The sequence below is a fragment of the Pseudomonas sp. PME37.24/025 genome (genome assembly GCF_055556615.1).
Window position 1 is genome coordinate 299948 of sequence record NZ_JBVHNK010000008.1, and the last position, 22614, is coordinate 322561.

At 57.3% G+C, this 22614-nt stretch carries 27 protein-coding genes and 1 tRNA gene; 8 read left to right on the forward strand and 20 right to left on the reverse strand.

Annotated features, from left to right (window positions below):
• The first annotated feature begins 12 nt into the window (after positions 1 to 12).
• Complete coding sequence (locus ACZ3HH_RS16845) at positions 13 to 777, forward strand: ABC transporter ATP-binding protein (protein WP_465805991.1); 765 nt, start codon at positions 13 to 15, stop codon at positions 775 to 777.
• 184 nt (positions 778 to 961) lie between these two features.
• A complete protein-coding gene (locus ACZ3HH_RS16850) occupies positions 962 to 1870 on the forward strand; it encodes a MurR/RpiR family transcriptional regulator (RefSeq protein ID WP_465805993.1) in 909 nt (302 codons plus the stop codon).
• A 178-nt stretch (positions 1871 to 2048) separates the two neighbouring features.
• Here the strand turns inward: ACZ3HH_RS16850 and ACZ3HH_RS16855 are convergent.
• The 9 genes from ACZ3HH_RS16855 to thrS form a co-directional block, all read right to left on the reverse strand.
• A tRNA-Pro gene (locus tag ACZ3HH_RS16855) sits at positions 2049 to 2125 on the reverse strand.
• A gap of 89 nt (positions 2126 to 2214) precedes the next feature.
• Positions 2215 to 2571: a MerR family transcriptional regulator gene (locus ACZ3HH_RS16860; RefSeq protein WP_003179985.1), complete on the reverse strand. Its 357-nt coding sequence runs from the start codon at positions 2569 to 2571 to the stop codon at positions 2215 to 2217.
• Positions 2552 to 2854: an integration host factor subunit alpha gene (gene ihfA / locus ACZ3HH_RS16865; protein ID WP_002553164.1), complete on the reverse strand. Its 303-nt coding sequence runs from the start codon at positions 2852 to 2854 to the stop codon at positions 2552 to 2554. The genes ACZ3HH_RS16860 and ihfA overlap by 20 nt, the downstream gene beginning before the upstream one ends.
• A gap of 3 nt (positions 2855 to 2857) precedes the next feature.
• Positions 2858 to 5239 (reverse strand): phenylalanine--tRNA ligase subunit beta, encoded by a 2382-nt coding sequence (pheT, locus tag ACZ3HH_RS16870; protein ID WP_465806033.1) that lies wholly within the window; start codon positions 5237 to 5239, stop codon positions 2858 to 2860.
• A 26-nt stretch (positions 5240 to 5265) separates the two neighbouring features.
• A complete protein-coding gene (pheS, locus tag ACZ3HH_RS16875) occupies positions 5266 to 6282 on the reverse strand; it encodes a phenylalanine--tRNA ligase subunit alpha (RefSeq protein ID WP_007905876.1) in 1017 nt (338 codons plus the stop codon).
• 109 nt (positions 6283 to 6391) lie between these two features.
• A complete protein-coding gene (rplT, locus tag ACZ3HH_RS16880) occupies positions 6392 to 6748 on the reverse strand; it encodes a 50S ribosomal protein L20 (RefSeq protein ID WP_007905879.1) in 357 nt (118 codons plus the stop codon).
• Between the two features lie 28 nt (positions 6749 to 6776).
• The gene (rpmI, locus tag ACZ3HH_RS16885; protein WP_002553160.1) at positions 6777 to 6971 is read right to left on the reverse strand and encodes a 50S ribosomal protein L35; all 195 of its coding nucleotides are present in this window, start codon (positions 6969 to 6971) and stop codon (positions 6777 to 6779) included.
• Between the two features lie 60 nt (positions 6972 to 7031).
• The gene (infC, locus tag ACZ3HH_RS16890; protein WP_169857083.1) at positions 7032 to 7583 is read right to left on the reverse strand and encodes a translation initiation factor IF-3; all 552 of its coding nucleotides are present in this window, start codon (positions 7581 to 7583) and stop codon (positions 7032 to 7034) included.
• Positions 7583 to 9505, reverse strand: coding sequence for a threonine--tRNA ligase (gene thrS, locus ACZ3HH_RS16895; protein WP_010455934.1), 1923 nt, complete (start codon positions 9503 to 9505; stop codon positions 7583 to 7585). Before thrS ends, infC begins: the two co-directional genes overlap by 1 nt.
• Before the next feature lie 374 nt (positions 9506 to 9879).
• On the opposite strand from thrS, the gene ACZ3HH_RS16900 reads away from it, so the two are divergent.
• Positions 9880 to 10182, forward strand: coding sequence for a hypothetical protein (locus ACZ3HH_RS16900; RefSeq protein ID WP_465806041.1), 303 nt, complete (start codon positions 9880 to 9882; stop codon positions 10180 to 10182).
• A 292-nt stretch (positions 10183 to 10474) separates the two neighbouring features.
• Positions 10475 to 10687, forward strand: coding sequence for a cold-shock protein (locus ACZ3HH_RS16905; RefSeq protein ID WP_007905882.1), 213 nt, complete (start codon positions 10475 to 10477; stop codon positions 10685 to 10687).
• A gap of 72 nt (positions 10688 to 10759) precedes the next feature.
• Here the strand turns inward: ACZ3HH_RS16905 and ACZ3HH_RS16910 are convergent, their stop codons facing one another.
• Together ACZ3HH_RS16910 and ACZ3HH_RS16915 are read right to left on the reverse strand one after the other, a co-directional pair.
• Positions 10760 to 11077 (reverse strand): I78 family peptidase inhibitor, encoded by a 318-nt coding sequence (locus ACZ3HH_RS16910; RefSeq protein ID WP_465806043.1) that lies wholly within the window; start codon positions 11075 to 11077, stop codon positions 10760 to 10762.
• 162 nt (positions 11078 to 11239) lie between these two features.
• Positions 11240 to 11545, reverse strand: coding sequence for a hypothetical protein (locus ACZ3HH_RS16915; RefSeq protein WP_465806045.1), 306 nt, complete (start codon positions 11543 to 11545; stop codon positions 11240 to 11242).
• A gap of 132 nt (positions 11546 to 11677) precedes the next feature.
• Between ACZ3HH_RS16915 and ACZ3HH_RS16920 the strand changes: the two genes are divergently transcribed.
• The gene (locus ACZ3HH_RS16920) at positions 11678 to 11884 is read left to right on the forward strand and encodes a hypothetical protein (protein WP_367372099.1); all 207 of its coding nucleotides are present in this window, start codon (positions 11678 to 11680) and stop codon (positions 11882 to 11884) included.
• Positions 11885 to 11922: 38 nt separating this feature from the next.
• Here the strand turns inward: ACZ3HH_RS16920 and ACZ3HH_RS16925 are convergent, their stop codons facing one another.
• The 8 genes from ACZ3HH_RS16925 to ACZ3HH_RS16960 all read right to left on the reverse strand — a co-directional run bounded on the left by ACZ3HH_RS16925 (position 11923) and on the right by ACZ3HH_RS16960 (position 19560).
• The gene (locus ACZ3HH_RS16925; RefSeq protein ID WP_465806047.1) at positions 11923 to 12951 is read right to left on the reverse strand and encodes a nucleoside hydrolase; all 1029 of its coding nucleotides are present in this window, start codon (positions 12949 to 12951) and stop codon (positions 11923 to 11925) included.
• Between the two features lie 33 nt (positions 12952 to 12984).
• A complete protein-coding gene (gene rbsD / locus ACZ3HH_RS16930; protein WP_465806049.1) occupies positions 12985 to 13389 on the reverse strand; it encodes a D-ribose pyranase in 405 nt (134 codons plus the stop codon).
• Complete coding sequence (gene rbsK / locus ACZ3HH_RS16935; RefSeq protein WP_465806051.1) at positions 13386 to 14303, reverse strand: ribokinase; 918 nt, start codon at positions 14301 to 14303, stop codon at positions 13386 to 13388. The genes rbsD and rbsK overlap by 4 nt, the downstream gene beginning before the upstream one ends.
• 56 nt (positions 14304 to 14359) lie before the next feature.
• Positions 14360 to 15379: a LacI family DNA-binding transcriptional regulator gene (locus ACZ3HH_RS16940; RefSeq protein ID WP_465806053.1), complete on the reverse strand. Its 1020-nt coding sequence runs from the start codon at positions 15377 to 15379 to the stop codon at positions 14360 to 14362.
• Positions 15380 to 15382: 3 nt separating this feature from the next.
• Positions 15383 to 16360: an ABC transporter permease gene (locus ACZ3HH_RS16945; protein ID WP_007905898.1), complete on the reverse strand. Its 978-nt coding sequence runs from the start codon at positions 16358 to 16360 to the stop codon at positions 15383 to 15385.
• Positions 16357 to 17910, reverse strand: a complete 1554-nt coding sequence (locus tag ACZ3HH_RS16950; protein WP_465806056.1) for a sugar ABC transporter ATP-binding protein — start codon at positions 17908 to 17910, stop codon at positions 16357 to 16359. Before ACZ3HH_RS16950 ends, ACZ3HH_RS16945 begins: the two co-directional genes overlap by 4 nt.
• Before the next feature lie 55 nt (positions 17911 to 17965).
• Positions 17966 to 18922: a sugar ABC transporter substrate-binding protein gene (locus ACZ3HH_RS16955; protein ID WP_123356334.1), complete on the reverse strand. Its 957-nt coding sequence runs from the start codon at positions 18920 to 18922 to the stop codon at positions 17966 to 17968.
• A gap of 185 nt (positions 18923 to 19107) precedes the next feature.
• Positions 19108 to 19560, reverse strand: a complete 453-nt coding sequence (locus ACZ3HH_RS16960) for a hypothetical protein (protein ID WP_465806058.1) — start codon at positions 19558 to 19560, stop codon at positions 19108 to 19110.
• Between the two features lie 335 nt (positions 19561 to 19895).
• On the opposite strand from ACZ3HH_RS16960, the gene ACZ3HH_RS16965 reads away from it, so the two are divergent.
• The 3 genes from ACZ3HH_RS16965 (at position 19896) to ACZ3HH_RS16975 (ending at position 22131) form a co-directional block, all read left to right on the forward strand.
• On the forward strand, positions 19896 to 20984 hold the full coding sequence (locus ACZ3HH_RS16965; RefSeq protein WP_201059996.1) for an asparaginase: 1089 nt from the start codon (positions 19896 to 19898) through the stop codon (positions 20982 to 20984).
• Positions 20985 to 21146: 162 nt separating this feature from the next.
• On the forward strand, positions 21147 to 21437 hold the full coding sequence (locus ACZ3HH_RS16970) for a DUF1654 domain-containing protein (protein WP_367372107.1): 291 nt from the start codon (positions 21147 to 21149) through the stop codon (positions 21435 to 21437).
• A 4-nt stretch (positions 21438 to 21441) separates the two neighbouring features.
• Positions 21442 to 22131, forward strand: coding sequence for an endonuclease (locus ACZ3HH_RS16975; RefSeq protein ID WP_465806061.1), 690 nt, complete (start codon positions 21442 to 21444; stop codon positions 22129 to 22131).
• A 73-nt stretch (positions 22132 to 22204) separates the two neighbouring features.
• Here ACZ3HH_RS16975 and ACZ3HH_RS16980 read toward each other — a convergent pair whose 3' ends face one another.
• Positions 22205 to 22570, reverse strand: coding sequence for an SPOR domain-containing protein (locus ACZ3HH_RS16980; protein WP_465806063.1), 366 nt, complete (start codon positions 22568 to 22570; stop codon positions 22205 to 22207).
• Positions 22571 to 22614: the final 44 nt, after the last annotated feature.

The window sequence follows — 22614 nt, forward strand, 5'->3', positions numbered from 1 at the left end:
AGAGTTGAAACCATGTACACACTTGAAATTCAGGATCTTTATAAAAGCTACGGCACCCACGAAGTGCTCAAGGGTGTGTCCCTGGAGGCGAAGGCCGGTGACGTCATCAGCATCATCGGCTCCAGCGGTTCGGGTAAAAGCACCTTCCTGCGTTGCATCAACCTGCTGGAGCAGCCCAACGCAGGCAACATCGTGCTCAATGGCGAACAGCTCAAGCTGGTGACCAATAAACTCGGCGGGCTTAAGGCTGCCGAACCCAAGCAGCTGCAACGCATGCGTTCGCGGCTATCGATGGTATTTCAGCACTTCAACCTCTGGTCGCACATGAGTGCCCTTGAAAACGTCATGGAAGCTCCAGTGCATGTGCTGGGCATGAACAAGAAAGAAGCGCGGGAAAAAGCCGAGCACTACCTGAACAAAGTCGGCGTGGCACACCGCATGGACGCCTGGCCGGCTCATATGTCCGGTGGTGAGCAACAGCGAGTGGCGATTGCCCGTGCACTGGCCATGGAACCTGAAGTGATGCTGTTCGATGAACCGACCTCGGCACTCGACCCCGAGCTGGTCGGCGAAGTGCTCAAAGTCATGCAGGACCTCGCGCAGGAAGGACGCACCATGGTGGTCGTGACCCACGAAATGGGCTTTGCCCGCGAGGTGTCGAACCAACTGGTGTTTCTGCATAAGGGCCAAGTCGAAGAGCGTGGCAACCCGCGCGAGGTGCTGGTCAAACCGCAGTCCGAACGCCTCCGGCAGTTTCTGGCCGGTAGCTTGAAATAATCATACACTCCAGCCAACTTAGGCCCCCGCGCAAAACCCTGTGGGAGCGTGGCTTGCCTGCGAAGCGAACACCGCGATTTTTCAGGCATTGCGCGTTATCGCTCTTCGCGGGCAAGCCACGCTCCCACAGGTTATGCGCCCGCCCCAGCCCCAACTCCAACCCTCAGGAACTGTAGATCCGGATATGCCGAGCCCATCGAACAACTCCACGGTCTATGCCGCGCCGGTAATGCGCAAACTGGCGGAAATCGTTTCCGATTTACCGCCGTCACTGCGCAAGGTGGCGGATTTTATCCTGCGTCACCCGCTAAGGGCCGCGACGCTGACTATCGAAGAAATGGCTCATGAGACATCCACCTCGCCAGCAGCGGTTAATCGTTTGGCCAAGGCGCTGAACCTGGGTGGCTATACCGGCATGAAGACCGAGCTGGTCGCGACGTTGCAGCAGATGGTGTCGCCGGTCGACAAACTGCGCAACGAATTGGCGCATCGTCCTGACGGCGCATTTGGCCTGCATGAGCAAATCCAGAGCGCCAGCAGCAATCTCGCCACGGCGGCGACCAACAACCATGCAGACACCTTTGAAGCGTTCGTCACCCGCCTGACCAAAGCCCGCAAAATTTACATCCTGGGCTTTGGCAACAGTGTCTACTTCGCCGGTCTCGCCGCCTCGACCCTGATGCCCTTCTGTGCGGACGCTACCGCCATCAGCATGGAGGGTGGCAACGAAAACGCCGCTTACCGTCTGGCCGCCATCACCGATCAGGACGTACTGCTGGCGATCTCTCTGCCGCGCTATTCCCTCGACACTCTGCAACTCGCACGTTTCGCCAACGAGCGCGGCGCCTCGGTGCTGGCAATCACCGACTCACCCGCATCGCCTCTCACCAGCATCGCCGAACACGTGCTATTTGCCCCCGCCGACCACCCGGTATTGACCAGTTCCAACATCGCCGTGCTCGCATTGATCGAAGGATTGGTGGCGGGTGTGATGGCGCGCAATAAAGAAGCCGTCAAGCTGGCGACCGAACTGACCGAAAGCGTGATGTCTTACCTGCACATCCCTTCCAGCAGCAAATCGACGAAGAAGTGATATTGGTTGATGGCAGTTTTACCTGCCGCGCAACGTACTCCGTGATGTCGACGTTATTCGAATTTGACGGGAAGAGTTTGCTGTAGTCCTGCATCGGATGGCTGTAATGCTGTGAGGATAAATTTTTGGACATGAAAAAGCCCAACCTGAAAAGATTGGGCTAAATCATTGAAAAATATGGTCGGGACGGAGTGATTCGAACACTCGACCCCTAGCACCCCATGCTAGTGCGCTACCGGACTGCGCTACGCCCCGACTAGGCGTTAAATCTGTTCCTCATCTCGAGGAACGCTCAAGAATATATCGCAAGCTTTTGAAAACTGGAAGTATTTAAAAGCAGGAATTTATTTCTTGAGCACCACCAGAACATCTTCCAGCTCGGCGATCATCTGGCGGATCATTTGTTTGTATTGGGTGGTGTCGTCTTTGGCTTCATCGCCGGACAAACGCAAGCGTGCGCCGCCGATGGTAAACCCCTGATCGTAAAGAAGCGCGCGGATCTGCCGGATCATCAGCACGTCCTGGCGCTGATAATACCGGCGGTTTCCGCGGCGTTTGACGGGGTTGAGTTGAGGAAACTCCTGCTCCCAGTAGCGCAGCACGTGCGGTTTTACCGCACATAGCTCGCTGACTTCACCAATGGTGAAGTAGCGTTTGCCCGGGATGACGGGTAGTTCGTCGTTATGACTTGGTTCCAGCATAAGCCTCAACTCGGGCCTTCAACTTCTGCCCTGGACGAAAGGTGACCACACGGCGAGCCGTGATCGGGATTTCTTCTCCCGTTTTCGGATTGCGGCCAGGCCGCTGGCGTTTGTCCCGAAGGTCGAAATTGCCGAAACCGGACAATTTGACTTGTTCGTTGTCTTCAAGAGCGTGCCTGATTTCTTCAAAAAACAGTTCGACCAATTCCTTGGCCTCCCGCTTGTTCAGGCCCAGCTCTTCATACAGACGTTCCGCCATCTCAGCTTTCGTCAAAGCCCCCATACGTCACTTCCTTAACGTGGCGTTCAACCTTTGTTCGAGCGAGGTGAGGATGTTTTGCGTCGTGGTATTCACCTCATCGTCATTAAGAGTGCGCGATGGATGCTGCCAGGTCAAGCCAACTGCAAGGCTTTTTCTATGCGGATCAATACCTTTACCCTGATACACGTCAAATAGCCTGAGGTCTGTCAGCCATTCACCTGCATTTTCACGGATTACGTCCAGTACGGCAGTGGCCGCAACGTCTTTATCCGCCAGGAGTGCAAGGTCACGACGCACTTCAGGAAAGCGCGATAACTCCTGGAATTTAGGCATTTTGCCCAACGCCACTTCGGCCAGAACCAATTCGAAAACAAAGACCGGACGGTCGAGACCGAGGGTTTTCGACAATTCAGGGTGAATCGCGCCAACGAAACCTACCAGACGGCCTTCACGTTCGATGCGTGCGGTTTGACCCGGGTGCAATGCTGGGTGTTTACCCGGCACGAACGTGAACGAATCCAGCGCACCGGCGAAGCCCAGTACTGCTTCCACATCGGCTTTGACGTCGAAGAAATCCACGACATCGCGACCTTGTGCCCAGCCTTCCGGCAGACGGCTACCGCACACCACACCCGCCACCATCGGCTCTTGCTTCAGGCCTTCCAGCTGACCGACGAAACGCAGACCGCTTTCGAACAGACGGACGCGATCCTGCTGACGGTTCAGGTTGTGCTGAAGCGCCTTGACCAGACCAGGCCACAGGGACGAACGCATGGCAGCCATGTCGTTGGAAATCGGGTTGGCCAGCAGCAGCGGCTCGACACCTGGATTAAACAACTCGAATTGTTTCGGATCGATGAAGCTGTACGTGATCGCTTCCTGATAACCACGAGCCACCAGCAGGCGACGCAGTTCAGGCAGATCGCTACGCGCTTCGGCCTTGGCTTGCGGCGCCAGACGGGCTTGCGGATAGCGAACCGGCAGACGGTTATAACCGTACAGACGGGCCAGCTCTTCGATCAGGTCGACTTCCAGGCTGATATCGAAACGGAAGCTTGGCACTTCAACGCGCCACTGCCCTGCCCCATCGGCAGAAATGATCAGGCCCAAAGCGCTGAGCAGACGCTCGACTTCGGCCGAATCCATTTCCATGCCCAGCATCTGGGTGATGCGCTGGGCACGCAGGGTGATCGGCGCGATCGACGGCAGGTGCTGCTCGCTGACGGTCTCGATGATCGGACCCGCTTCGCCACCGGTGATGTCCAGCAGCAGGCCAGTGGCACGCTCCATGGCTTCACGGGCCAATTGCCAGTCCACGCCACGCTCATAGCGGTGCGAGGCATCGGTGTGCAGGCCATAGGAACGAGCCTTGCCAGCGACAGCGATCTGGTCGAAGAAGGCGCTTTCCAGGAAAATATCGCGAGTGGTCGCGGTGTTGACGCCGCTGTGCTCGCCACCCATGACGCCGGCGATAGCCAAGGCACGGGTGTGGTCTGCAATCACCAGCGTATCGCTACGCAGGCTGACTTCCTGACCGTCGAGCAGTACCAGCTTCTCGCCTTCTTCGGCCATGCGTACGCGGATGCCGCCATTGATTTCGGCGAGATCGAACGCGTGCAGCGGTTGACCCAGTTCCAGCATCACGTAGTTAGTGATGTCGACGGCAGCGTCGATGCTGCGCACGTCGGCACGACGCAGACGCTCGACCATCCACAGCGGCGTAGGCTTGGACAGGTCGACATTACGGATCACACGACCCAGATAGCGCGGGCACGCGGCCGGTGCCAGTACTTCAACCGAACGCACTTCATCGTGCACGGCCGGAACGCTGGCAATAACTGGGCGAGTGACTTGGGCGGCATAAAGCGCGCCGACTTCGCGGGCCAGACCGGCCAGCGACAGGCAGTCACCGCGGTTCGGGGTCAGGTCGACCTCGATGCTGGCGTCGTCAAGGCTCAGGTACTCACGAATGTCCTGACCGACTGGCGCATCGGCCGGCAATTCCATCAAGCCATCGTTGCCTTCGCCGATTTGCAGCTCAGCCTGGGAGCACAGCATGCCGTTGGATTCAACGCCACGCAGCTTGGCTTTCTTGATTTTGAAGTCGCCCGGCAGTTCGGCGCCGATCATGGCAAACGGGATCTTCAGGCCGGGGCGCACGTTTGGCGCACCGCACACTACCTGGAAAGTCTCCGAGCCATTGCTGACCTGGCAAACACGCAACTTGTCAGCGTCCGGGTGTTGCTCGGTGCTCAGCACCTCGCCCACGACCACGCCACTGAATTCACCGGCGGCCGGCGTAACGCTATCGACCTCAAGACCGGCCATCGACAGACGAGCAACCAACTCGTCGCGACTTACCTGCGGGCTTACCCAGCCACGCAGCCATTGTTCACTGAATTTCATCCTGCTCTCCTAAGAATTCGTTACGACTAGCGAAATTGCGCGAGGAACCGCAAGTCGTTGTCGAAGAACAGACGCAAGTCGTTCACGCCGTAACGCAGCATGGCCAGACGCTCAACGCCCATGCCGAAGGCAAAGCCCGAAAACTCTTCCGGGTCGATCCCGGACATACGCAGCACATTCGGGTGAACCATGCCGCAGCCCATGACTTCCAGCCAGCCAGTCTGCTTGCAGACACGGCAGCCTTTACCGCTGCACATCACGCATTCCATGTCGACTTCGGCGGATGGCTCGGTGAACGGGAAATACGAAGGGCGGAAACGCACGGCCAGTTCTTTTTCGAAGAACACGCGCAGGAACTCTTCGATGGTCCCTTTCAGGTCAGCGAAGTTGATATCGCGGTCGACCAGCAGGCCTTCGACCTGGTGGAACATCGGCGAGTGAGTGATATCGGAGTCGCTACGGTACACACGGCCTGGGCAGACGATGCGGATCGGCGGTTGTTTCGATTCCATGGTGCGAACCTGTACCGGTGAGGTATGGGTGCGCAACAACATGTTGGCATTGAAATAGAAGGTGTCATGCATCGACCGGGCCGGGTGATGGCCAGGGATGTTGAGCGCCTCGAAGTTGTGATAGTCGTCTTCGACCTCAGGGCCTTCGGCAATGCCGTAGCCAATATGGGTGAAGAACTGTTCGATACGTTCCAGAGTGCGAGTAACCGGATGCAGACCACCGGAGGTCTGGCCACGGCCGGGCAGGGTCACGTCAATGGACTCGGCAGACAGTTTGGCGGCCAGGTCGGCCTCTTCAAACAGCGCCTTGCGGGCATTGAGAACCTCTGTGACACGCTCCTTGGCAACGTTGATCAGCGCGCCGACTTGCGGACGCTCTTCTGCCGGCAAATTCCCCAGGGTCTTCATCACCTGAGTCAATTCACCCTTTTTGCCAAGGTAGTGAACCCGGATTTGCTCCAGGGCATTGATATCTTCAGCGCTTTGCACAGCCTCTAGTGCTTGAGAGACGAGCGCATCCAGGTTTTCCATGTACAGACTCCAGATACAAAATAGGGGAAGAGCTTGAAGGCTCTTCCCCTATTTATGACGTTTAACACCTGGCCCCACAGAGGTGAGGCCGGGTGACTGTCGGGGGTACTTAAGCCAAGGTGGCTTTAGCTTTCTCGACAATCGCAGCAAACGCCGCTTTTTCGTTCACTGCCAGATCAGCCAGAACCTTACGGTCGATCTCGATGGACGCTTTTTTCAGGCCGGCGATGAAACGGCTGTAGGACAGACCGTTGATACGTGCACCAGCGTTGATACGAGCGATCCACAGAGCGCGGAACTGACGTTTTTTCTGACGACGGTCACGGTAGGCGTATTGGCCTGCCTTGATTACCGCTTGCTTGGCAACACGGAATACGCGCGAGCGAGCGCCGTAGTAGCCTTTAGCAAGTTTCAGAATTTTTTTGTGACGTTTACGGGCAATGACGCCACGCTTTACACGAGCCATGAGTTACTTCCTCTATTCTTGACTAAAATTAACGAAGGCGCAGCATGCGCTCGACTTTTGCCACGTCAGACGGATGCAGCAAGCTGCTACCGCGCAGTTGACGCTTACGCTTGGTCGACATTTTAGTCAGGATGTGGCTCTTGAAAGCGTGCTTGTGCTTGATACCGTTAGCAGTTTTCAAAAACCGCTTAGCAGCACCACTTTTAGTTTTCATTTTTGGCATGTTCGGATACTCCGCATTCAGTTGATAAACATAATCAGAAGGCCTGCCGTGCCCTATTGATTACTTCTTCTTTTTCGGGGCGATGACCATGATCAGCTGGCGTCCTTCCATCTTAGGATGCTGTTCGACCGAACCGTACTCGAGCAAGTCACCTTCAACTCGCTTGAGGAGTTCCATCCCCAGCTCCTGGTGGGCCATCTCACGGCCGCGGAATCGCAAGGATACCTTGGCCCTGTCCCCATCACTCAGGAAACGTACCAGGTTGCGCAGTTTTACCTGGTAATCCCCTTCCTCCGTCCCTGGACGAAACTTGATTTCTTTAACCTGAATCTGCTTCTGGTTTTTCTTGGCCGCGGCAATCTGCTTCTTCTTCTCGAAGATCGATTTGCCGTAGTCCATCAGTTTGCAAACAGGGGGTACTGCATCGGCGGAAATTTCCACCAAATCCAGCTTGGCCTCTTCAGCCTTAAGAAGCGCGTCTTCAATTGACACAATCCCAAGCTGTTCACCTTCAGCCCCAATTAACCGAACCTCGCGTGCCGAGATATTCTCGTTGATCGGGGCTTTCGGTGCAGCTCGTTTATCTTGTCTCATTTCACGCTTAATAGTAATTACTCCGAATCTGGGCGACCACGCCGGGAAACCGCTTGCGCGAGAAACTCAGCGAACTGGGCGACGGGCATCGAGCCCAGGTCAGCACCTTCACGAGTACGCACAGCGACAGTCTGCATCTCGACTTCCCGATCTCCGATAACCAAGAGATAGGGAACCTTGAGCAAAGTATGCTCGCGGATTTTAAAGCCGATCTTTTCATTTCTCAAGTCAGACTTGGCACGAAATCCGCTTTCATTGAGGGTTTTTTCAACCTCTGCGGCAAAATCAGCCTGTTTATCAGTGATATTCATGATCACTGCCTGTGTCGGAGCCAGCCACGCGGGGAATGCACCCTCGTAGTGCTCGATCAGGATTCCGACGAAACGTTCGAAGGAGCCCAGGATCGCCCGGTGCAACATAACCGGGTGCTTGCGACTGTTGTCTTCGGAGACGTATTCGGCTCCCAGACGGACAGGCAGGTTAAAATCGAGCTGAAGGGTACCACATTGCCAGACGCGACCGAGGCAATCTTTCAGCGAAAACTCGATCTTCGGACCGTAGAACGCACCCTCGCCCGGCTGCAGATCGTACGGCAAGCCAGCGCTATCAAGGGCTGCAGCCAGTGCAGCTTCGGCGCGATCCCACAGCTCGTCGGAACCGACGCGTTTTTCCGGACGAGTGGACAGCTTCATCTCGACGTCTTTGAAGCCGAAGTCGGCATAAACGTCCATGGTCAGCTTGATGAACGCAGCGGACTCGGCCTGCATCTGTTCTTCAGTACAGAAGATGTGAGCATCATCCTGAGTGAAGGCGCGAACGCGCATGATGCCGTGCAGCGCACCCGACGGCTCGTTACGGTGGCAGGCACCGAATTCGGCCAGACGCATCGGCAGCTCGCGGTAGCTTTTCAGGCCCTGATTGAACACCTGCACGTGGCACGGGCAGTTCATCGGCTTGATGGCGTAGTCGCGGTTTTCCGACTGCGTGGTGAACATGTTGTCGGCGTAGTTGGCCCAGTGCCCGGATTTCTCCCAAAGGCTGCGGTCAACGACTTGTGGAGTTTTGATCTCCAGGTAACCGTTGTCGCGCTGAACCTTGCGCATGTACTGCTCAAGCACCTGGTACAGAGTCCAGCCGTTCGGGTGCCAGAACACCATGCCCGGCGACTCTTCCTGGGTGTGGAACAGGCCCAGACGCTTGCCGATTTTGCGGTGATCGCGCTTCTCGGCTTCTTCGATGCGCTGGATGTAAGCCGCCAGCTGCTTCTTGTCTGCCCATGCGGTGCCGTAAACGCGCTGCAATTGCTCGTTCTTGGCATCGCCACGCCAGTAGGCGCCGGACAACTTGGTCAGCTTGAAGGATTTCAGGAAGCGCGTGTTCGGCACGTGCGGACCGCGGCACATGTCGACGTATTCTTCGTGATAGTACAGGCCCATGGCCTGCTCGTTCGGCATGTCCTCGACCAGACGCAGCTTGTAGTCTTCGCCGCGAGCCTTGAACACTTCGATCACTTCGGCGCGCGGAGTGACTTTCTTGATCACGTCGTAATCTTTTTCGATCAGCTGCTGCATGCGCTGTTCGATGGCGGCCAGGTCGTCCGGCGTGAAAGGACGCTCGAAGGCGATGTCGTAATAGAAGCCTTCGTCGATGACCGGGCCGATGACCATCTTGGCCGTCGGGTACAGCTGCTTGACCGCATGGCCAACCAGGTGGGCGCAAGAGTGGCGAATGATCTCCAGCCCCTCTTCATCCTTTGGCGTAATGATTTGCAGCGTGGAATCGCTGTCGATGATGTCGCTGGCGTCGACCAGCTTGCCATTGACCTTGCCGGCCACGGTGGCTTTGGCCAGACCGGCACCAATGGATGCGGCGACCTCGGCTACGGATACCGGGTGATCGAATGAACGTTGACTGCCGTCGGGAAGAGTAATAGTTGGCATGGCGCCTCCTCTCCTAGTGGTGACCCCTACCAAAGGTCACGTGGGTTGGGATGAGCCAGTACAAGATCCGATCCAGGCCATTCAATAACGAACGCCTGCCTTACAGCGGCAGGAGCCTTGCGGCCAACCGGAAAACCGAACCAGAGTGACTGGGATTCAAATCAGGGTTATTCGAGCCGCTGCCGCTACCGGGACTGAAGGTCATCCGGAGCCTGCGAACGCCCGAGCGAGGCATGCTAGCACAGATGAACGGTCGCCGCGGTGGCAAGGTTTTCTGCGGGGGCAAATCAGGCATTTTTATGCCAGAGTGCTGAACTTGAACCCCGCTTTACCCCTCAGATAAAAAGACATTGACCCAAAAGGAGCATCTCAGCATGCGTCTGAATCGTTTATTCGCCATCGTCGCACCCGTCGTCCTGTTGCTGCCACTGGCTGCCCATGCCGATTGGCCAAAGGGCGAGCGCGAGAAATACATGGCTCAGTGCACAGAAGCGGCCACTCCGCAGATCGGTGCTGCAGCAGCAAAGGCTCACTGCGCTTGCGGCGCCGATGCCATCAAATCGTACCCTGCCCAAGACATCCAGTCCCTGATGGACAACACCGCCAGTGATGCCCTGAAACAAAAAGCACTGACGCAAATTAGCGCGTGCAAAGCCGATAACAAGGCCAAAAAATAAGCCCGACAGAGCGCTTTTTGCGCCTGCAACGACAGTAAAAAACCTCTGAAAACCGCTTTTTCGTACAATTTATTCAGGTTTTTCAGCTTTTTTTATTGTCTATACTTTCGGCTGAAAGCCTTTTAAACCGGGGCTTTCAGCCACACGAAGCAACAAAGCAACCGCGACTGTAGGGCAAACAGCACACCCGGGGGGCTCCCAAAGCGAACATTTCGACTATGATACTCCGGTGTGCCCAGTTGGCCTGAGCAGCACAGTACTACTGAAAATATATGTTTCTTGGAGATACACCATGTCTAATCGCCAAACCGGCACCGTTAAATGGTTCAACGATGAAAAAGGCTTCGGCTTCATCACTCCTCAAGGTGGCGGTGACGACCTGTTCGTACACTTCAAAGCTATCGAAAGCGACGGTTTCAAAAGCCTGAAAGAAGGCCAGACCGTTTCCTTCGTGGCTGAGAAAGGCCAAAAGGGTATGCAAGCTGCACAAGTCCGCGCTGAGTAATTTTCAGCCGCACTAAAAAAACCCCGTCCATGTGACGGGGTTTTTTATGGGCGAAACAAAAGCCTGAAGCAATCAGCCGCAGTTGACGCGGGTGATCACCAGATTGTTATCGGTGTTCAGGTTCAGGCGATCGGAGCGGTACTCCAGGGTCACCATGTCATCAGGCTTGAGGAACCGGGCATTCTGCGCGCCTGCGCGGGTACGTGCCTGCTCGAGCAATTCGGGTGAAGCCTTTTTGCCAACGGTGAATTCGGCAGCCTTAGCTTCACAACGGCTGTGTCCGGTGTCGGTCGCCACAGGGTCCTTTGCCGAATCGGTGGACGTACTGCTGCAACCGGTCAGCAGAGTGGCGGCCAACAAAGTACCCAATGACGCGAGCTTCCAAGGCATGAAGCCTCCTTTTTCAATAGTTAAGCTGAGATCGTGCGACCGCCATTTTGGCGTTTGGTTTCAGAGCGGGTTATCGCACCGCCCTCGATCCGGGCTGCGACGAGTGTGCCTGAGCATCGGCATGCCGTTCATCACTCAATCGTGACTGAATATGAATGGCGCTCAATAAACGTCGATGTAGTCAAAAGGTGGCGTTGGCCAATTCTGCTTGAGCGCATTGAAGATCTGCATGACCCAAACCTCGTCGCTGGCCGCTACCAATCCGACATAACCGGAACCCTTGGCCCAGGTCTCCAGGCGAAACAGCAACCCGTCGATGTCCGTGCCGCCCACAATGCCCGACGAAATGTAGGCGATGCCGCCCTTGGTGACCCGCAACTGAGTGTGTTCATCGTCGCTGGCAGAAGCCAGCAGCTGACGCACCGCTTCGAGGGTCAAGCCGTCAGGAGTGTTCAAATCGATCTGCACAGCGCGGTCCTTGAAAAATCGTCAAAGACCAAGTGTCGCATAGCCCTCCCCTCATGCCTAAGTCGGAGTGCCAAACGTCCCGCAAAATGGTTAACTCGACACTCAGACTTTCCCGACTTCACGAGCGCCATCATGACCACCGTAAGCATCGACGCCGACATCAAAGCCAAGTGGCCACAGGGCCACAGCTCTTACAGCCCGGGCAGCCCGGAAGAGTTGGCAATCATTGGTATCGATTTGTTGGTCAAGGAACTGGGAACACAAGCCGCCCAGACCTTCATCACTCAGATATTCGAGAGATACCCCGTTGACTACATGGGCGCAACAGTCACCGAGTAACGTAAAAACCCGCAGGCTGGCACCTGCGGGTGTACCCCTTATTTCAAACGAGCCAGACGCTGGGTCAACAGGTCGAAGAAGCCCTGAGCGTCGCCGCCTTCAACCCAGAAGGCATTTTTCGGCGCCTTCAGGCCGTCATACCAGTCGACAATGGTCTGGCCGAAGGTCGGGCCTTCGCGGCTATCAACCACGACGTTGACCGAACGCCCGGTGAACAGTTCAGGCTTGAGCAGGTAAGCGATGACGGTGGCGTCATGCACCGGGCCACCCGGAATGCCGTAGTGCTCCATGTCGCCCTTGACATACTCGTTGAGAATATCGCCCACCAGCTTGCTGGCATTGTTGTTCAGGGCGGCGATCTGCTTCAGGCGCGCATCACTGGTAAGAATTTTGTGGGTCACATCCAGCGGCAGGTAGGTCAGCTTGACGCCACTTTTCAGCACCACTTCCGCAGCCTGAGGGTCGGCGAACAGGTTGAATTCGGCCACCGGCGTGATGTTACCGCCGTTGAAATGCGCACCGCCCATGATCACCACTTCCTTGATGCCCTGAACGATTTCAGGTTCCTGGATCAGCGCCAGGGCCAGGTTGGTCTGCGGACCGAGCATCGCGATGGTGATGCTGTGGGGTTTGGCGGCCTTCAGGGTATCGATCAGATAATTGACCGCATTGCCTTCGGCCAGGCCTTTCTTCGGCTCGTGGACCGTGACACCCGACAAGCCTTCCTTGCCGTGAATGTTCTCGGCATAGATCGGCGTGCGCATCATCGGTTTCGGTGCGCCCGCGTAAACAGGCACCTCCTCGCGCCCTGCCCACTCGCGGGCCAGACGCGCATTACGCGAGGTCTTGTCCAGACGCACGTTGCCAGCAACGGTGGTCAGCGCACGAATGTTCAGTTCATCCGGCGAGGCCAGGGCAAACAGCAAGGCGACTACGTCATCGGCACCCGGATCGGTGTCGATGATCAAGTCGATCTTTTCCGCCGCTTGGGCGCTTGTTGCGGTGATCAGGGACAAAAGCAGCAGACTCCGGAGCAGGTGGTTCAGTTTCTGAGCATAGCGATGCATAGCGCACTCCTTGTGCGTGGGAAGAACGGAAAGTTAGAACGTTACCCCAGCCATCAGGACGATGTTGCAGTACGGCTGACATTCGCCTGTACGAATAATCGCCCGAGCTTGTCGGCTGAGTACTTTGAATTGGTCATGACTGAGCAATTCACGCCGACCCAGCGCACCTTCGGCATTCAGTTCATCCAGCGTGCTCAATGCCGAAGGTTTCTTGTCCAGAATCTCATGGGCCAGCACATGGCTTTCGACCTGCATTTCGCTGAGCACTACCTTCAAGGTACTGACGAAATCCGGAATCCCGTGGGTCAAGGCCAGGTCAATCAATTCGACGCCAGGCGGAACTGGCAGGCCGGCATCGCCGATCACGACCGTGTCGCCATGACCCAGGGAGGCGATCAGCCGGGACAGCGCGACGTTGAGCAAAGGAGTCTTTTTCATGGTGCTTTAAAGGCCTGTACGTCGGACAAGGTGGGAATCGAAGGTTGCGCGCCAGCCCGGGTGACCGACAGCGCTGCGGCGACCTGGCCGAAGCGGATCGCTTCGACCTCGCTTTTGCCGGCTGCCAAGGCTGCTGCGAAACCACCGACGAACGTGTCGCCGGCCGCGGTGGTGTCGACCGCCTTCACTTTCGGTGCCGGGAAATGCTCGAAGCGTTTGCCATCGGCGAACAGTGACCCTTGAGAACCCAGGGTGATAATCACTTTGCCGGCACCCATGGCGATCAAGCGGGCCGCGGCGGTTTCGGCGGTGCTCAGGGAGTCCACCGGCAAACCGCTCAGGGCCGAGGCTTCGCTTTCGTTGGGGATCAGGTAATCGATGGCCGCATACCAATCCGCCGGCAGCGGGCGACTGGCCGGCGCCGGATTGAGAATCACGGTTTTACCGAGCTCACGACCGCGCTTCAGAGCATGACCGACCGTGGCATCCGGCACTTCCAGCTGACAGATGATGACATCCGCCGTTTGCAATACGGCGTCAAAACGGTCGATCACTTCGGGCGTCAGCGCACCGTTGGCACCGGCAACAATCACTATGGCGTTCTGACTGTTGTCATCGACCACAATCAACGCCACGCCACTGGAGCCTTCGACCGTACTGACCGCCTGGCAATCGATCTGCTCGGCCAACAACGCCCCGCGCAGCGCTTCGCCATAGGCATCGCTGCCGACACAACCGACCATCGACACCTGCACCCCCAGCCGCGCCGCGGCCACGGCCTGGTTCGCGCCCTTGCCGCCGGAAACCGTGGCAAACGATTGGCCGATCAGCGTTTCACCACCACGAGGCAGCCGTGGCGCCCGGGTTACCAGGTCCATGTTCAGGCTGCCTATTACCACTACTTTTGCTGGCATACATCACTCGTCAATTCTGTTTCTGCGGTGCTTTTGGTTTCAGCGGTGCTTTTTGTTTAGCGGTATTGGGCGAACACACCGGTCAGCGGCGCAGTCGATTCGCGCAGGACAATATTAGGCGTCACGATGCGCTGATCGGTCGCCAGGTCCGGCGTGGCAATCCTGCGCAACAGCACTTCGGCCGCCATCTCGCCAAGCTGCAGGATCGACTGGCCCACGGTGGTCAGCGCCGGATAGACGTAACGGCTCATCTGGATATCGTCGAAGCCGATCACCGACAGCTCGGTGGGTACACGAATATTGCGCTCGGCAGCGGCGCGCAACACACCGATGCCAATCATGTCGTTACCGGCGAAAATCGCGCTGGGCGGGTTCTTTTCCAACAGGATCGCGGCAGCGTTGTAACCGCCGGTACTGGTGAAGTCGCTTTCCAGCATGCGCTCGCGCGGCACTTCGACACCCGCCTCTTTCAAGGCTCGGCAATAACCGGCCAGACGCATCTGCGCCACGCTGGTACTCGCCGGCCCACCAATCGTGGCGATGTCGCGGTGCCCCAGCTCCAACAGGTGCCGGGTCGCGAGATAAGCGCCATATTCGTGATCGATGCGCACCAGATCGGCATCAAGACCTTCGAGCCCACGGTCGACGATCACCATTGGCGTACGCACACCCGCCAGACCTTCAGCCAGACCGCTGTCACCACCGGCGGAAGCAACGATCAAGCCGTCAATGCGTTTTTCCAGCAACACGCGAAGGTAGCTGCGTTGCTTGTCAGGGTTGTCATCGGAGTTGCAGAGGATGACGCAATAGCCATTGCGCTCGCAGTAATCCTCGATGCCACGGGCCAACTCGGCGAAGTATGGGTTGAGGCTGTTGGGCACCAGCAGGCCGATGGTCGCGGTGGTTTTCGCTTTCAACGACCGGGCCACGGCACTGGGCACGTAGTCGAGGCTTTTGATCGCCGCCTCGACCTTGACCCGTACTTCCTCACTGACCGGCCGCGTCTTGTTCACCACATGGGAAACCGTGGTGTAGGAAATGCCCGCGAGTGCCGCTACATCCTTGATTGTTGCCATGACTCAGGTCCGCCGGCTTGCGCGCTGACTGCGATAAGTATCAAGCACCACCGCCACCACGATCACCGCACCGGTGATGATGCGCTTGGTGGGTTCGGTCGCGCCGATCTGCGCCAGACCGGCCGCCAGTACGGAGATGATCAGCACGCCGAAGAATGTGCTGATGACCGAACCGCGCCCACCCATCAGGCTGGTGCCGCCGATCACGACCGCGGCGATCACCTGCAGCTCCAGACCGGAGCCGGCATTCGGGTCCGCCGCTTCCAGCCGCGAAATCTGAAACAACGCAGCGATGCCGGCCAGCAGCCCCATCAGACTGAACACCAGGATCTTGTAGGGCTTCGGATTGATCCCCGCCAGACGCACCGCCTCTTCGTTGGTGCCAATGCCGATCAGGTAACGACCGAACACCGTACGCGTCAGCACGGCCTGGGCGATGAAGATAATCAGCAAGGCAATGATGAATGACGGCGAGATGCCGAACGCGATCGGGTTGGACAGCCAGGCGAAGGCATCACCGATGTAGGCGGTGCGCGAACCGGTCATCTGATACGCCAGGCCCCGCGCCATTTCCAGCACGCCGAGGGACACGATGAACGAGGGAATCCGCCACGCCACGGTGATCGAGCCGGTGATAGTCCCGGCCAATGCCGCTACCGCCATGCCGAGCAAGGCCGCAGGCAAGACGCTCCAGCCCCAACCTAGAATCGCCACGCTGACCGCCGAGGCCGCGAGCGCCAGTACCGACCCCACTGACAAGTCGATACCGCCGATGATCAATACGAAGGTCATGCCGACCGCCAGCACCATCAAATCGGGAATCTGGTTGGCCAGAGTGCTGAAGGTGTCGTAAGACAGGAAATGGCTGCTCAGGACCGAGAACAGCGCGACCATCGCCAGCAAGGCACCGGCCAGGCCCAGATAGGTGCCGAGGCCGTAAAAATTGCCGCTACGTTTGCCGGCCAAAGATGCAGTATTCATGGAAGATCCCTAGGCGCTGCTTCATTGAGCAACGCATCACGTTTTTGGTAGCCGGCGAAAGCGGCGGCAAGCAAATCATCCTGGGTCCAGCTGTCACGCTCGAAAGTGTCGATCAGACGCCCTGCCGACAGCACACCGATGCGATCGCAGATCAGCATCAGTTCGCGCAGGTCGCTGGACACCACCACCAGCGCCTTGCCCTGACGGGTCAATTCTCCGAGCAATGTATAGATATCGAACTTGGCGCCGACGTCGATGCCACGGGTCGGCTCGTCGAACAGCATCACCGTGCAGTCGCGCTCGAGCCAGCGGCCGATCACGACTTTCTGCTGATTGCCACCGGACAGTTCCGAGACCAATTGCGTCGGGCTGGAACTGCGAATGCGCATGGCGTTGATCTGACGCTGGGCCAGAGACATCTCGTCACCGTTATTGACGAAGCCACCGCTGGAAATCACCGGCATATTGCCCAAGGCAATGTTGGCGCTGATCGATTGCGTCAGCAGCAGGCCTTCGCCCTTGCGATCTTCGGTGATCAGGGCGATGCCGTGACCAACCGCATCGGCCGGCGAACGAATACTCACCACCTGAGCCGACGCCCCCAGCGCGACGGTGCCGCTGTCGGCTGTATCGGCGCCGAAGATCAGGCGCAGTAACTCGGTGCGCCCTGCCCCGATCAAACCGGAAATCCCGAAAATCTCACCAGCACGCACCTGGAAGGACACATCGCGAACCTTATCGGAACGAGTCAGTCCTTTGACCGTCAAGGCCGGCGCGCCAATCTTGCGCGGCCCCATGTCGATGTGCTCGCCCAACTCACGGCCAACCATCAGAGTGACCAGTTGCTCGCTGTTGTAATTGGCCATCGGCTCGACGCAGACCAGGTTGCCGTCGCGCAATACCGCGATGCGCTGGGCTACCCGTGCCAGTTCTTCGAGGCGGTGGGAAATGTAAATGATCGACACGCCACGAGCCTGTAGGCGAGTGATCTGCTCGAACAGCATTTCGACTTCACGGGCCGTGAGCATTGCTGTCGGTTCATCGAGGATCAGCACGTGGCAATCGCCGATCAGGTTGCGAGCGATCTCGACCATTTGCTGATGGCCGATCCCCAGCTCGCCAACCAACGTATCTGGATCGATGGCGTCCAATCCGACCTGGGCCATGGCCTCGATCGCCGCCTTGCGCAGTTGCTTGCGGTTAATCCAGCCACCGTGGCTGGGCAGGTTGTCGAGAAACAGGTTTTCCGCCACCGACAACGTCGGCAACAGATTGAGTTCTTGCATGACCATGCGGATGCCGAGCTCTTCGGCCTGGCTCCGGCTACCGGGACGGTAATCCTGCCCCTGGAATTGCATCTGGCCGGTGGTCGGCGTGACCAGTCCGCCAATGATTTTCGACAGCGTGCTTTTACCAGCGCCATTCTCGCCGGTCAGCGCCAACACTTCGCCGCGCATCAGCGTCAGGTCGATACCGGTGAGGACGGGTTGGGCATAGGTTTTGCCGATACCGCTGACCGAGAGGACAGCGTTCGGGGCGCAAACGGACATAAAACTCTCCATGTGCCCGCCCCAAGAGGCGAGCACCGTTGTGTTGCCAGAAGGACTACTTGGTAACCAGCTCTACCGGAGTTTCGATGACGCCGTTGACGCCGCTATCGACTGTCTCGCCTTTGATGATTTTCAGCGCAGTCTCGATGCCGAACACCGCTTGCCGGGCAGCAAACTGGTCGGCGGTGGCCAGGACGCGGCCATCCTTGAGCATTGGCTTGATAGCATTGATGTTGTCGTAACCGACCACTTGCACCTTGCCGGCCTTGCCCGCCGCGCGCACAGCAGATACTGCGCCGACGGCCATGCTGTCGTTGCCGGCCAACAGGGCCTTGATGTTCGGGTATTCGCTGAGCATCGACGAGGCAACCTTGCCGCCCTTGTCGATTTCCCAATCGCCGGACTGCAGGGACACGACTTTGATCTGCGCCGCCTCCATCGCATCCTTGAAGCCCGCCGTGCGCTGCTGGGCGTTGGTGGTGGTGGAAACGCCTTCGATGATGCCGACTTCGTCACCGGCCTTCAGCTGCTTGGCCAAGTACTCACCCACCAGACGCGCACCTTTGCGGTTGTCCGGGCCTACGAATGGGACGGTGATGTTTTTGCTTTTGACTACGGCCGGGTCCAGCTGATTATCAATGTTGATCACGGTGATGCCGGCATCGACCGCTTTCTTGATGACCGGAACCATGGCCTTGGAGTCTGCCGGAGCGATGACCAATGCGTTGACTTTGGACAAAATCATTTGCTCGACGATACGCGTCTGGCCAGCCGTGTCCGTTTCGTCCTTGATGCCGTTGGAGATCAATTCGAAGTCGCCGGAGTGGTCTTTTTGGTAGGCCTTGGCGCCGTCTTCCATGGTCAGGAAGAATTCGTTGGCCAAGGATTTCATGACCAATGCGACTTTAGGTTTTTCAGGAGTTTCGGCGAAAGCCGAAGAAACAGGCAGCGCGGCGGATGCGGCAGCCAGCATTGCGACAGCGAGAAGACGTCCAGCGAATGGCAGCTTCATGGGTTCACTCCGATCTTATGATTATTCTGAGCAACGCTTGCGCTGGTGCCTGGACTGGCCTTCACTGGATCAAGCCATCAAGGACGACCGCGCAAACGTTTGCGTAGACCGAACTATGCGAACCCTGTCGAGATTTGTCAACGACCCGCTTTGTGTCACGACTGGCAAAAGCCGCCCCTTTTACATCACGCCGTCGTGCTGACCAGATTGCCGCTGCTGGAACCCTTGGCCAGCTCTTTGACCAGATTGCCTGTCACTTGCGCGAGCGCACCACTGGTATCGGCGATTTGCCCCTGAATCGACATGACAGCGGTGGCTTTGGCTTCCGGAGTCGGATAATTCGCTGCCTGAGCGGCCGCCAGTTGTTGCTGCTGTTCGCGCAATTGCTGCTGCAGTTCCTGCATGCGTTTGAGCAGTACCTGCACCGCAATGCTTTGATTGCTGCTTTTTTCGGATTTGGTTTCGCCCTGAGTCTGCGTAGCGCCACCGGTTCTGACCTGGTTGTCGCTCCCCTTTTCTTCGCCCAGCGCTTGGGCCGAGGCGTCAGACGTCGCCTCACTCAGTGCATTGATGGTCGCCGGGGACTTGCCCGCGATAGTGATTGCGCCTGCATTTGGAAAACCGACAGTAAACGACATTTGAACTCCTGGAAAAGATCCCTTTAAAGGAGCATCGACCTGCGCAGGGATTTCTTTAGCACTGATTTCCGATTTTGCAAGGCGACTTTCTCAATGAAGGTCGGAGAGCCGAACGTAAAAGCTGCACATGTTCGGAAACCCGGACGACCAGGTATGAATACTTTTCCAGACATTTCAATAATTCATATAAAAATCATAAAGTTAAAAGATCTTATTGTTGAATATCAGCCTGGTACAGATCCTGCTCCTCTTCTACACCCCCGGCATTCAGATCTGCTTGGGGCGCTTCTAGATGACCTGCATTCCGCACCGTCTCACTACTAGAGAAAACAATAATGAAATCTGCCTTCAACACTTTTATTCCGGGCGCTTTGGCCCTCCTGCTACTCCTTCCGACCGCCCTTCAGGCAAAAGAAGTCGAAACTCAACAGAAACTGGCAAACGTGGTGATCCTGGCCACCGGAGGCACCATTGCCGGCGCGGGAGCCAGCGCTGCGAATAGCGCCACCTATCAAGCGGCGAAAGTCGGTATCGAACAGTTGATCGCAGGGGTTCCGGAACTGAGCCAATTGGCCAACGTTCGCGGCGAACAGGTTATGCAGATCGCGTCGGAAAGCATCACCAACGACAACCTGCTGCAACTGGGTCGTCGGGTGGCTGAGTTGGCCGACAGCAATGACGTCGATGGCATTGTCATCACCCACGGCACCGACACGCTGGAAGAAACCGCTTACTTCCTCAACCTGGTGGAAAAAACCGATAAGCCGATCATCGTCGTAGGCTCCATGCGCCCTGGCACCGCCATGTCGGCCGACGGCATGCTGAACCTGTACAACGCCGTCGCCGTGGCCAGCAGCAAAGATGCGCGCGGCAAAGGCGTACTGGTGACCATGAACGATGAAATCCAGTCGGGTCGCGACGTCAGCAAAATGATCAACATCAAGACCGAGGCGTTCAAAAGTGCCTGGGGCCCACTGGGCATGGTGGTCGAAGGTAAATCCTACTGGTTCCGCCTGCCGGCCAAGCGCCACACCATGGACTCGGAATTCGACATCAAAACCATCAAGAGCCTGCCGGACGTCGAAATTGCCTATTCCTATGGCAACGTCAGCGACACCGCCTACAAAGCCTTGGCTCAATCGGGCGCCAAAGCCATCATCCACGCCGGCACCGGCAATGGCTCGGTCTCGTCTCGGGTAGTTCCGGCCCTGCAAGCCCTGCGCAAGGACGGCGTGCAAATCATTCGTTCTTCCCACGTCAACGCCGGTGGTTTCGTACTGCGTAACGCCGAACAGCCTGACGACAAGTACGATTGGGTGGTGGCGCACGACCTGAACCCGCAAAAAGCCCGCATCCTGGCCATGGTCGCGCTGACCAAAACCAACGACAGCAAAGAGCTGCAACGGATGTTCTGGGAATACTGATTCGCCCTCGCCCGACCCATTCCGGGTCGGGCACCGTTGTCACCACTCGCCAGTCTTGGTGAGTGGTTCACGACCTTTCCGATAAAAAATTTCCCACCGTCCTACACCAAACGAGGAAAAACACTGTCAGAGGATTTTCTTGAATTTTAAGCAGTTGCGAAAATGCTTACAGTTAAATACTGTATGCACGTACAGCTTAATAAGGATAATTCCGTGGCCACTACCTCTGCCTCTCCTGACGCCTATGAACGCCTGGGTATGCGCGTTCAGAAGATCATCAATTCCCCCACCGCTCAGAAAGCCAAAGCCGCACTGATCTTCCGTCTTCCGGACGAACCCGTGGATGAGTGGGAACGCTTGCTCGAAGAAATCGACGAGAACGACAACGTCACCCTCGCCCATCGCGACGATGGCGGCGTGCAGATTTTCTGGGTTGTGCCGAAGGAAGATTGAGTCAATGAGTGTCCGCTGGTTTGCTTTACTGCTTCTGTGCATAACCTTCAGCGCCCAGGCTGGCGCCCCACGCACCTTCAACGAAGCCAAGAAAGTCGCGTGGAAGTTGTACGCTCCGCAATCCACCGAGTTTTATTGCGGCTGCAAATACACCGGCAACCGTGTAAACCTCGCCGCCTGCGGTTATGTGCCGCGTAAAAATGCCAAACGCGCTTCGCGCATAGAATGGGAGCATATCGTCCCGGCCTGGCAGATCGGCCATCAACGCGAATGCTGGCAACAAGGCGGTCGCAAAAACTGCACGCGGTATGACCCGACCTATCAGAAAGCCGAGGCGGATCTGCACAATCTGGTGCCAAGCATCGGCGAGGTGAATGGCGATCGCAGCAATTTCAGCTTCGGCTGGTTGCCGGTGCAAACCGGTCAATACGGTTCGTGCCTGACCCAGGTCGACTTCAAGGCAAAGAAGGTCATGCCCCGCCCTTCCATTCGCGGCATGATCGCCCGGACTTACTTCTACATGAGCAAGCAGTACGGCTTGCGCCTGTCAAAACAGGATCGGCAACTGTATGACGCCTGGAACAAGACCTATCCAGTACAGGCCTGGGAACGTCAGCGTAACCAGAGCGTGGCGTGCGTGATGGGGCGCGGCAACGAGTTTGTCGGCCCGGTAGACATGAAAACCTGCGGCTGACCGACCGCTGAAAACACAAAGGCCCGGGGCATTACACCCCAGGCCTTTGTTCGTTTCTAACCGCTGTTTTTGTTTATTGAGCCGTCGGATGTTCGACCACCAGCGACTCGATATTCCTTTTCTTTGCCCGGGTAAGCGCTGCCGTCACCTCAGCTTGTTTGGCTTCTGCCTCGGTTTTCGAATTGAACGGCCCTATCAGGATACGAACCTTTCCGTTATCCCTGATGACGCTGGAAACGAAGCTATGCTCAATCAACCAGCCGCTCAGGTCGCTGACCGCCTGGGGCGTTTCGCCGCGTACCTCGACGTCCCATTGTGGACCGGTTGTCGCCGCGGGTGCGGAAGCGACTGTCGGTTGCGGCTTTTGCGCGCCAACCCCCTTACCTTCATCGCACCCGGCCAACGTCAATACTGCGATTACCAAGGCCATTTTGCGCACAACGCTTCCCTCTGGATGCTGAAAGCGGCGATTTTAACACTCAT

Coding starts and splice junctions, on each gene's coding strand:
- ACZ3HH_RS16845 (WP_465805991.1), top strand. CDS start 13: ATGTACACACTTGAAATTCAGGATCTTTATAAAAGCTACGGCACCCAC.
- ACZ3HH_RS16850 (WP_465805993.1), top strand. CDS start 962: ATGCCGAGCCCATCGAACAACTCCACGGTCTATGCCGCGCCGGTAATG.
- ACZ3HH_RS16860 (WP_003179985.1), bottom strand. CDS start 2,571: ATGCTGGAACCAAGTCATAACGACGAACTACCCGTCATCCCGGGCAAA.
- ihfA (WP_002553164.1), bottom strand. CDS start 2,854: ATGGGGGCTTTGACGAAAGCTGAGATGGCGGAACGTCTGTATGAAGAG.
- pheT (WP_465806033.1), bottom strand. CDS start 5,239: ATGAAATTCAGTGAACAATGGCTGCGTGGCTGGGTAAGCCCGCAGGTA.
- pheS (WP_007905876.1), bottom strand. CDS start 6,282: ATGGAAAACCTGGATGCGCTCGTCTCTCAAGCACTAGAGGCTGTGCAA.
- rplT (WP_007905879.1), bottom strand. CDS start 6,748: ATGGCTCGTGTAAAGCGTGGCGTCATTGCCCGTAAACGTCACAAAAAA.
- rpmI (WP_002553160.1), bottom strand. CDS start 6,971: ATGCCAAAAATGAAAACTAAAAGTGGTGCTGCTAAGCGGTTTTTGAAA.
- thrS (WP_010455934.1), bottom strand. CDS start 9,505: ATGCCAACTATTACTCTTCCCGACGGCAGTCAACGTTCATTCGATCAC.
- ACZ3HH_RS16900 (WP_465806041.1), top strand. CDS start 9,880: ATGCGTCTGAATCGTTTATTCGCCATCGTCGCACCCGTCGTCCTGTTG.
- ACZ3HH_RS16905 (WP_007905882.1), top strand. CDS start 10,475: ATGTCTAATCGCCAAACCGGCACCGTTAAATGGTTCAACGATGAAAAA.
- ACZ3HH_RS16910 (WP_465806043.1), bottom strand. CDS start 11,077: ATGCCTTGGAAGCTCGCGTCATTGGGTACTTTGTTGGCCGCCACTCTG.
- ACZ3HH_RS16920 (WP_367372099.1), top strand. CDS start 11,678: ATGACCACCGTAAGCATCGACGCCGACATCAAAGCCAAGTGGCCACAG.
- ACZ3HH_RS16925 (WP_465806047.1), bottom strand. CDS start 12,951: ATGCATCGCTATGCTCAGAAACTGAACCACCTGCTCCGGAGTCTGCTG.
- rbsD (WP_465806049.1), bottom strand. CDS start 13,389: ATGAAAAAGACTCCTTTGCTCAACGTCGCGCTGTCCCGGCTGATCGCC.
- rbsK (WP_465806051.1), bottom strand. CDS start 14,303: ATGCCAGCAAAAGTAGTGGTAATAGGCAGCCTGAACATGGACCTGGTA.
- ACZ3HH_RS16940 (WP_465806053.1), bottom strand. CDS start 15,379: ATGGCAACAATCAAGGATGTAGCGGCACTCGCGGGCATTTCCTACACC.
- ACZ3HH_RS16945 (WP_007905898.1), bottom strand. CDS start 16,360: ATGAATACTGCATCTTTGGCCGGCAAACGTAGCGGCAATTTTTACGGC.
- ACZ3HH_RS16950 (WP_465806056.1), bottom strand. CDS start 17,910: ATGTCCGTTTGCGCCCCGAACGCTGTCCTCTCGGTCAGCGGTATCGGC.
- ACZ3HH_RS16955 (WP_123356334.1), bottom strand. CDS start 18,922: ATGAAGCTGCCATTCGCTGGACGTCTTCTCGCTGTCGCAATGCTGGCT.
- ACZ3HH_RS16960 (WP_465806058.1), bottom strand. CDS start 19,560: ATGTCGTTTACTGTCGGTTTTCCAAATGCAGGCGCAATCACTATCGCG.
- ACZ3HH_RS16965 (WP_201059996.1), top strand. CDS start 19,896: ATGAAATCTGCCTTCAACACTTTTATTCCGGGCGCTTTGGCCCTCCTG.
- ACZ3HH_RS16970 (WP_367372107.1), top strand. CDS start 21,147: ATGCTTACAGTTAAATACTGTATGCACGTACAGCTTAATAAGGATAAT.
- ACZ3HH_RS16975 (WP_465806061.1), top strand. CDS start 21,442: ATGAGTGTCCGCTGGTTTGCTTTACTGCTTCTGTGCATAACCTTCAGC.